At 33.3% G+C, this 7,735-nt stretch carries 6 protein-coding genes; all 6 read right to left on the reverse strand.

Features of this window, described 5'->3' with window-relative positions; translation table 11 throughout:
• Positions 1 to 289: 289 nt before the first annotated feature.
• Positions 290 to 1,222, reverse strand: coding sequence for a GTP 3',8-cyclase MoaA (moaA, locus tag ACKI32_RS00080; protein WP_407412643.1), 933 nt, complete (start codon positions 1,220 to 1,222; stop codon positions 290 to 292).
• Positions 1,223 to 1,292: 70 nt separating this feature from the next.
• The gene (locus ACKI32_RS00085; protein WP_407412644.1) at positions 1,293 to 1,478 is read right to left on the reverse strand and encodes a hypothetical protein; all 186 of its coding nucleotides are present in this window, start codon (positions 1,476 to 1,478) and stop codon (positions 1,293 to 1,295) included.
• A gap of 70 nt (positions 1,479 to 1,548) precedes the next feature.
• On the reverse strand, positions 1,549 to 2,256 hold the full coding sequence (gene mobB / locus ACKI32_RS00090; RefSeq protein WP_407412645.1) for a molybdopterin-guanine dinucleotide biosynthesis protein B: 708 nt from the start codon (positions 2,254 to 2,256) through the stop codon (positions 1,549 to 1,551).
• 453 nt (positions 2,257 to 2,709) lie between these two features.
• Positions 2,710 to 3,954 (reverse strand): Coenzyme F420 hydrogenase/dehydrogenase, beta subunit C-terminal domain, encoded by a 1,245-nt coding sequence (locus ACKI32_RS00095; RefSeq protein WP_407412646.1) that lies wholly within the window; start codon positions 3,952 to 3,954, stop codon positions 2,710 to 2,712.
• Positions 3,955 to 3,976: 22 nt separating this feature from the next.
• Entirely contained in the window at positions 3,977 to 6,028 is a 2,052-nt protein-coding gene (gene fdhF / locus ACKI32_RS00100; protein ID WP_407412647.1) for a formate dehydrogenase subunit alpha, read from the reverse strand.
• 584 nt (positions 6,029 to 6,612) lie between these two features.
• Positions 6,613 to 7,434, reverse strand: coding sequence for a formate/nitrite transporter family protein (locus tag ACKI32_RS00105; RefSeq protein WP_407412648.1), 822 nt, complete (start codon positions 7,432 to 7,434; stop codon positions 6,613 to 6,615).
• Positions 7,435 to 7,735: the final 301 nt, after the last annotated feature.

Genomic DNA, 7,735 nt, shown 5'->3' on the forward strand with positions numbered 1-7,735 from the left:
TAAAATAGCTAAATTATATCTCCAATATGTAAGTTTATTTATATCGAATTTTCTAAAATTTTTAAAATTTTTAGGTCAAACAAAAAAATGTGTACTAAATACACATAAAGGTAGTGTAGTAACTACACATAGGGATTTTTGAAGGAAAAAGCTAATGAAAAAATGGAAAAAATTACTAAAAAACAAACTAAAAATATTAAAAAAATTAATGAAAATGAATATAAAAAATAGAAAAAATAGTGAGAAAAATATTAAAAAAATTATAAAAAAATAGCAAAAAAATATGCTATTATTCTTCCTTATAATAAGGTTCCCTATTATGGATTCCCTTTAGGAATATGTCTACAAGTTCATCATCAGAGACACCTTCCCTAATGAACTCCACCAAGTCTACAAGATTGTCATTTCTAAGAAGACAAGGTTTGATCTTTCCTTCAGGAGTGATTCTTAGTCTTGTGCAATTCTTGCAGAAATTGGTATTGTCGACAGGGTGGACCACTTCAATCTCGCCACCATCAATGAAATATTTCTTACGGTCCTGCATGAATTCCCTTACCTTGATCTCATCTGCAATTTCAGCCAAGTGCTTTTCAAATTCTGCAAGTGGGTAATGATACTTGGAGTTGAAGTCATTGTCATCACAACTTTCAGACTCAATGATTTCAATAAGCTGTAGTATGACACCATGTTTTTTTGTAAATTCGAACATGTCCATAATCTCATTATGGTTAATATCATTCATAACTACCATATTTATCTTGACTGGATATAGACCAACTGCACAAGATTCAATAATTCCATCCTTGACCCTGCTTAAAACGTTTTTCCCTACAATTATTTTATAGGTTTCTTCATTAAGTGTGTCTAAACTGACATTAACTCTGTCCAATCCTGCATCATATAATGGTTGGGCAAATTTGTCCAAATTTATACCATTAGTAGTGATTGAAATGTCTTTGAAATCAAGTGAATTTATCTTCTCCACAATTTCAACTATGTCTGGCCTAATTAAAGGTTCGCCACCAGACAAACGTATTTTCTCAACACCTAATTTCTTTGCAATTCTGCAGATTTCATAAATTTCATTTGGAGTCATTTCAGATGAGGAATCCAACATCCCATCGTGGTGACAATAAATGCAGTCAACATTGCAACGATTGGTGATGGAGATCCTAAGTGAAATAATTGGTCTCTCATAATCATCCCGTATTTTATCTTTCATCCATAAACCCCAAAATAAAATTCATTCATTAAAAAAAAATAATATAATATTAAACTCAATTTAAAATAATCTATTCATTATCAATGGAAATTTCTACATTTTTAACTTCATCTACACCATATTCAGAAGTTTTAATAGCTTTCAATAATCCAAGAATTGTTTCCTTGATGATGTCATCAGTGAATTTATTCAATTCAATATCATTTCCATTAATCACTAACTTGACTTTGTTTTCAAAATCTTGATCATCGCTCACATAATCACCTAAATAAAATTTATAATAAACAATTTAATAATATAATAAAATTTTCTTAAATACTATTATATTATTCTTTTTTGTTTTTAATTGTTATGTCAATATCATCGAAGTTTTCCACACCATATTCCTTGATCTTAAGTGGAGTCAATACTCCCAATATGGTTTGCTTGAGATAATCGCTGACAAATCTATTCAATCCGATATTCACTCCATCAATAGCCAAGTTGACTTCAGCTTGAGTTTCAGGATTGTAATCCATTTTTCCTTGTGCAAAGGCCTGACCTATAAGACTTGCATCATTATATCCGCATTCACTAACAAATAATGTTTCCAAAATATCATAGGACCTTTCTTCTATCAAGTCAACTAATTCCAATATTTCATCATCTGTTATTTCAAATGAATTTACTGTTTTGATTGTATATTCATCTTCCACTTCAGGACATGTTGCTATTTTTGCATAAGGATAAGCTTTGAATCCTTCTATAACTACAAAATCAGGGTTTTCTATAAGTTTTATTAAGAATAATATACGTTCCAAATCAAGCCTATCATTAATGTTGAAGTAGGTTCTTCCACCAATCCCTACAACAAAATCAGACCCTGACTCCATTTGCTTATATGTGTCTGTTCCTTCATGATCCATTTCCATTTTGTGATGAGAATGTTTAATGCTTGCTACATTAAAATCCCTATTAGTTAATTCTTCAATAACTTTGCTTGTAAGTGAAGTTTTGCCAGTATTCTTTAAACCTACAATTGAAATAATTCTCATTTTTACACCATTGAACAGTTTGCTTGATTTTGATATAAAATCCTTAATTGCAATATTCTCATTTAAAATTTAAAATCTTTAAATTTAATTTATCAATTTCAAATTGTTATCTATTTTTAAATTTAATTTATCTAAATAAAAGTATATCCTTAATCATAGATTAAACTATCCCTAAATCAAAATATCCTCAAAAAAACAGACTATAAATTTAGATAAATAAATTAAATTTAAAAATAAATCAATGGTTTTTAAAAAAATAATTTAAAAAATAGTATTTTCATAGAAATGAGTGAATAAGAGGTGACTATTTTAAAAATTATTTAATTAAAAAGGAGAATAAAAATAGAAAATTGTAAAACGAATATAATAAGCAAAAGCTCATTACAAAGTTTTACAACAACTAAAATTTATTCTATATACCATATACTAAATTTTGTTTTGGAGTTTCTCTACTTAGATTAATTTCCATAAATCTTCTAATAACAAAGTAGAGTATCCTTTGTAGGATTTTTCTCCGAATTCAGTGAATGGTAATGGAGCTTCGTTGTCCACACCACTGTAGTAACCGAAGATGTCTCTGACTTTTTGGTTTACAGTAGCCCATACTTTGGATACTGGAATTTCACAAGGACATACTTCACTACATTGACCACAGTTGGTACATGCATCTACCATGTGCACCATACGAGTTAAGTGGAAGAATGGAGCTGCAGGAGTGTATCCGCCAGGTACCCATTCAGGACCTTCAGCTTCGAGACAGCAGTCTTCACAGAAACAGAGAGGACATGCTTCACGGCAACCGTAACATTTCATACATTTGGAGAATTCTTCTTTGTATTCTGCAAATACTTCTAAAATGTCACCGGAGGTTCCAGCAAAGTCGATTTCTCTTTGTTTCATAGCTTGATTTACCATGATGTTGTCGATGTTAGCACGGATTTCTACACCTTTTTCAAGTGGTTCTTGAGCTACGATTACTCCAGCATCAACTACTTTCTTGAAGATGTCTGCACCTTTCTCAGAACAGATTTCTACAAAGGTTGCTTTTCCTGCTAAGTCACCAATAACTCCCCAGTTACCTAAAGCCAAATCAGCGTTGGTAGGGATGTTCATGGTACATCTTTGACAGTTTTCTCTTCTACCCATTCCGTCTTTTTCAAGAGCGTCAATGGAAATAGCTTTTTCACCATCAGCAGTTTCCATGATGAGTTTACCTTTAGCAATTTCTTCTTTGATGACGTCAGCTGGGTCTAATTCGTAAACATCTCTAATCATTTTCATGGTTGGTACAGGTGGCATGGTACCTCCACAGTTTACACCAATCATGATAACGTTTTCTTCGATAACTTTTCGTTTTCTCATTAACTCTTTTAATGTCATTGCGTCACATGGTTTACAGGTAACTGCAATTTTCATATCTCTTGCACCGTCTAAGTATTTGGATACGAATTTTGCTAAGTTTAATGTACCACAGTGAAGGGATCCTGCAGATTTGATAACATCTGCTGGGTCAGTGATGAGAATAGGTTTAGCATCGTATAAGTCAGCTGCTTCTTCTACAGCAACAACAGCATCAACAATACCTTCTTCGAGTAAGTATTTCATGATGGTAGTTACTGCTCCACCGTATTCCCCTTTGTCTTTAATTTCATCATTAGCAGAGTATGCGTAAAATAAATCATTTACATTTATAGCCATATTAATCTACTCCTTATTCACCTTATAATTTTTCTACTTGAATAGCACAAGCTTTTAATTCAACCATTTTACATTTAGGGTCGAAAGAATCGGAGTTGGTTAACATGTTAGCTGCACATTCGGTAAAGTGCATAGGAATGTTTACAATACCTTTCTTAATGTCGTCAGTTACACGAGCAGGAATTTCAATTTCTCCTCTTCTAGAGTATGCTTTTACTATTTCATTGTTAAGAATTCCTCTTTCTGCTGCATCTTCAGTGTTGATTTCGATGAATCCAGTAGGTACTTCCTTATCTAAGGTTTCACATCTTCTGGTCATAGCAGCGTGATAGTGGAACAAGATACGGGTAGTAGTTAAGAGTAATGGATATTTATCATCAACAACTTCGACAGGACCTCTGTGTTCTAATGCTTGGAATACTCCTAAACCATCTGGGTGAGCGAATTTGTCTTTGTGCATTAAAGGTTCACAAGGATCTTCTGGGTCAAGACATGGCCAGTGTACACCTTCAGGTTTGAGTAATCTTTCGTGGGTAATACCGTAGTAGGAAGGAGCGAGTTCTCTGATTTCTTCCCAAATTTCAGCAGCATTTTCGTAGTGGAATAATTCTCTTGGTCTGCCCATTCTTACAGCAATTTCTTCCATTATCTTCCAGTCAAGCATAGTACCTTTAGGTGGTTCTTGAGCTTTACGTAACCATTGAACTCTTCTTTCACCAGAAGTGAAGGTACCTTCTTGTTCACCCCAACCTGCTGCAGGTAATACTACATCTGCTTCAGCAGCGGTATCGGTCATGAACAATTCTTGAACGATTAACATTTCTAAGTTTGCAATTGCTTCTTTGGTGTGCTTAATATCTGCATCGGAGAGTACAGGGTCTTCCCCGTGGATGTATAATACTTTTAAGTCACCAGAGTGAGCAGCGTTCATCATTTCGACTAAGGTTAAACCAGGAGTGGTTGGTAAGTCCATTTGGTAAGCTTCTGAGAATTTTTTGGTAATTTCAGGGTTTGCAACTTTTTGGTAACCAACATAGTCAGAAGGTAATGCACCCATATCACAAGCACCTTGTACGTTGTTTTGTCCTCTTAATGGGTTTACTCCTCCACCGATTTTACCTAAGTTACCGGTTAACATTGCTAAGTTAGCAGTGGACATTACGTTGTCTGCACCGTGAGAGTGTTCGGTAATACCTAAGGAGTATACAATAGCTGCGTTTTCTGCTTTTGCATATTCGATAGCTACACGTTTAATTTGTTCAGGGTCAGCTTCAGTAATATCAGCTACTCTTTCAAGGTCGTATTTGAGTGCAACTTCTTTCATTTCTTCGTAACCTTTGGTTCTGTTAGCAATGAACTCATCATCTTGCAAGTCGTTTTCAATGATGATTTTGATCATACCGTTCATTAAAGCTACGTCAGTACCGGTTTTGAATTGCATGTATTCGTGTGCTAATTTTGCAGTAGGAGTGTATCTTGGGTCTGCTACTACTAATTTTGCACCGTTTTTAATAGCTCTGATAATTTTACGACCGAATAATGGGTGTGCTTCCATGTTGTTAGAACCAATACAGAAGATGAAATCAGCTTCTTCAATACTGTCATAACCGTTAGTGGATGCACCTGAACCGAAGGTGGTTGCAAGACCAGCTACAGTAGGACCGTGACAGATACGTGCACAGTGGTCTACGTTTTGAGTACCACATCCAGCTCTTGCTAATTTCTGGGTTATGTAAATGTTTTCGTTAGGAGATCTAGCACATGCGTAGAAACCTAATTTGTTAGGGTCAGTGTCAGCATATTTTTTAAGGGTGCTAGCTACTAAGTCTAAAGCTTCATCCCAGGAAGCTTCTCTGAATTCACCATTTTCTTTGATTAACGGAGTAGTTAATCTGTCTGGGTGGTTAATGAATTGCCATCCAAAGTTACCTTTTGGACATACTTTTCCTTCATTAACAGGGTGTCTTTTCCATGGTTCGACACCAATGATTTTTCCATCTTTGACTACAAAGTTAATACCACAACCGGTACCACAGTAAGGACAAATAGATGGTACATATTTTATCTCAACCATTTTATAATCTCCATAATAAAATCAAGGTTTTATTTTTGTTTTGTTCACATATTGGCAAATTCAATTATTGACTAACAATGAAATTTTTAATAATAATATATTTATTAAAACTTCTTAGATATTGTGAATTGTGTCGAGTATTGTGAATTGTGTCTATTGTTAAAATAATAATTTATTAAATCTTTCTGGATTATTGTGAATTGTGTCGAGTATTGTGAATTGTGTCTATTGTTATAATCCAATAAAAGAATTGACAATAATATTCGAAGTACATAAATAATATAATATTATATTATCATGAAATGTGATATTTAGAACTTTAAAAAAAGCCCTAATGTGATTTAGAAACAGATAAGTCTCTAAAAATTTTTTGGAATTAGAAATTCCTAATATAAGCATGATTTTCATTCAAATGAAATTTTTAAGAAAAATTTCTAAAAATCTAAATAAATTAGTAGATACTTATTGAATTTGAATAAATAGGTTTCTTTCAAATTTTCAATAAGTAAATACAAATTTAGGGATTTGTAAAAATCCTTTGTGTTTGACTAATAGAATATTAGATCCAAACTGATTTTGTACATTTAGTCACGTAAGTATACGAACCAGTATGCACATGCTACAAATACTGCAGCACCAACGATGTTACCTAAGGTTACAGGTATTAAGTTGTTGATGAAGAATTGTGCCCAGGTTACTTCAGCACCTAAGAAGATACCTAATGGGATGAAGAACATGTTTGCGACACTGTGCTCAAATCCAATACATACAAACGCCATGATTGGGAACCAAATACCGAAGAATTTACCTACAACATCTTCTGCTGCATTAGCTAAGTATACTGCTAAACATACTAACCAGTTACAACCAATACCTCTAAGGAAACATTGTACCCAAGTTAAAGAAGCAGTTGATTTTCCAGCTGCCATGAAGGTAGCTCCACCTAAAGCTTTGGTGTTAGCAATGGTAATTGCACCGCCAGCGAATGCTTCAGGTACCATAATACCGGTTAAGTAAGCAAGTACGTAAGCAACAAAGAGACCACCAATTAAGTTGAAAACCCAGCTTCCAACCCAATTTTTGAGTAATCCCATAATATCAGTTTTACCATCTAAAAGACCCATAGTCATAAACATTACGTCACCAGTGAATAATTCAGATCCACAAATGACAACCATAATTAAACCTACAGGGAACACGCCCCCGAAGATCAATTTAGAAATACCTATTGGTACACCACCAGCTACTGCACCAGTGTTTGCTACTTCTGCAAGTAATCCACCGAATGCAATGTAAGCACCTGCTAAGAAACCTAAAATAGCAAGTTTAATTATAGGCATTTCACCTTTTGCGGTAGCTGCAGCTGCAACTGCTTTTGCAGTATCTGCAGGACTTTTAAAACTCATATATCTCAACCTCTTTTTTAAATTATCCCATATAATAATCAATACTCTCGAGGTCTATATTAAACCTTACATAAAGAGAGCATTAATTATAATTATTTATCATTCATATAAAAAGACTTTGCTATTAAAATCAAAAAGAAACATTTATATAAAACAGAATAACAATTTTTCAAAGAGAAAATATATTCATAACGATGAAATAATATAAAAAATTGAAAATTGTTCAATTTTTATTAAAATAATATTAGCAAAAATAAATAAAAATGAAAAATTAATAATAAAAATTATTACCAGATAATTG

The sequence above is a fragment of the Methanobrevibacter sp. genome (genome assembly GCF_045611865.1).
In the GTDB taxonomy this organism is placed as follows: Archaea; Methanobacteriota; Methanobacteria; order Methanobacteriales; family Methanobacteriaceae; genus Methanocatella.

Coding starts and splice junctions, on each gene's coding strand:
- moaA (WP_407412643.1), bottom strand. CDS start 1,222: ATGAAAGATAAAATACGGGATGATTATGAGAGACCAATTATTTCACTT.
- mobB (WP_407412645.1), bottom strand. CDS start 2,256: ATGAGAATTATTTCAATTGTAGGTTTAAAGAATACTGGCAAAACTTCA.
- ACKI32_RS00095 (WP_407412646.1), bottom strand. CDS start 3,954: ATGGCTATAAATGTAAATGATTTATTTTACGCATACTCTGCTAATGAT.
- fdhF (WP_407412647.1), bottom strand. CDS start 6,028: ATGGTTGAGATAAAATATGTACCATCTATTTGTCCTTACTGTGGTACC.
- ACKI32_RS00105 (WP_407412648.1), bottom strand. CDS start 7,434: ATGAGTTTTAAAAGTCCTGCAGATACTGCAAAAGCAGTTGCAGCTGCA.